General features: G+C 68.8%; 1 protein-coding gene and 1 pseudogene. One reads left to right on the plus strand and one right to left on the minus strand.

The genetic code is table 11. The features are described 5' to 3' along the window. The first annotated feature begins 64 nt into the window (after nucleotides 1–64). Nucleotides 65–271, plus strand: a complete 207-nt coding sequence (locus tag ACZ7HQ_RS45555) for a hypothetical protein (RefSeq protein ID WP_471003556.1) — start codon at nucleotides 65–67, stop codon at nucleotides 269–271. Nucleotides 272–865: 594 nt separating this feature from the next. Here the strand turns inward: ACZ7HQ_RS45555 and ACZ7HQ_RS45560 are convergent. After that, a pseudogene (locus ACZ7HQ_RS45560) lies at nucleotides 866–1,314 on the minus strand (hypothetical protein); the annotation flags it as partial.

Here is a 1,314-nt window from a genome sequence, read left to right on the forward strand (position 1 = left end):
GGGCGACAAACTCCGCGACGCTCAGCGCACCGGGCTGCTCGACCCGGCCTGGGGCCCGGTCGACATCCTCGCCCTGATCAACCAGATCGCCATGACCAGGTCAGCCCGAAATCGCCGCCGCTGCCGCAGACCAGGCCGTGGATCCCTCCATCACCGCCCGCCGCGCCGCACTGATGACCGCCGTCGAACGCATGTTCCCTCGCCCGGACTGAGGCCAACGCCCAAAGCGTTGGGTTTGACGCACACCTCCGGGTGTGTCCGTCGAAGATGAGCTGGTGGACGAACGCCCTCGGGACTGGCCCAGACTGTGGTCGTCCGGCCCATCCATGACCAGAAGCCGATCGCATGAGCCCTGCCCTTGATGAGCGCGGACGCATCCGCGCCGCGAGGGACCGCGCCTTGGGCGGCAGGCCCGAGCGCTCCAACGGCGCGCTGACGATCGTCGCCCTCGCCACCGAGGCCCAGGTTCCCCGCTATGCGCTCACTCAGCGCCCTACCGACCTCGAAAACGCCTTCTACAACGAGGTCCGCGCCCGCGGGGAATGTGCCGGACACCGAACAAAGGCTGTGTCGGCCGATCGGCCGCCTCAAGGAGCTGCGGGCTGCGGGACGCCGGAGAGATTGCTCAGCTCAAGGCCGACATCGAGGCGCTGGTCGGCGCGCTGCACCAGTCGATGGTGGAGAACCGCGTCCTGCGACAGCAGCTCTCGGACGGTGTCGGCGCCGCAGCAGGGGCCCTGCTACTGCTGCGCTGTTCTGTTCCGCCCCGCGCCTGGGCCGCTCCTCGCACCAGGACAGGGTGACGAGCAGCACACGAGCTCGCCTTCCTAGGCTTCCTTGCCCTCCATGATCGCGAAGACGGCAATCACGAAGCCGGCGACCGGGTCGACCCAGGTCTAGCTGACGCGGTGAACGCGAGCAGGCCGACGAAGGTGGAAACCGAGAGCCAGGCGCACAGCTTGGTCTCCGCGGCGTCCGCGACGAACAGACCAGGACGATGCCGACCCCCGCCGAACAGGTCGCGGACGTACGGGCCAAGCGCGAAGAACCTGATCGCGATGAACTTCAGCGCCCCGCGTTCCTTGGCTTCGTCCGGCTCACAGCCCTTGATCTCCGCGACCAGCCGCACCAGGACCACCACCGCGGCGGCGACCTCGATGCCGAGTAGATGCTGGCGGCGGAGGGGGCGTGCCCCTTTCGCTTGCCGGGATAATGAACAGGTCGGGCTGGATCTGCTCGACGGACTCGCCGCCCGCACGGCGCCGCAGCACGCTGTGGGGCGTTTGTCGGCTTGCGCAAGGCGGGCGTGCAGGT

It is taken from the genome of Streptomyces sp. NPDC037290, from assembly GCF_055603245.1.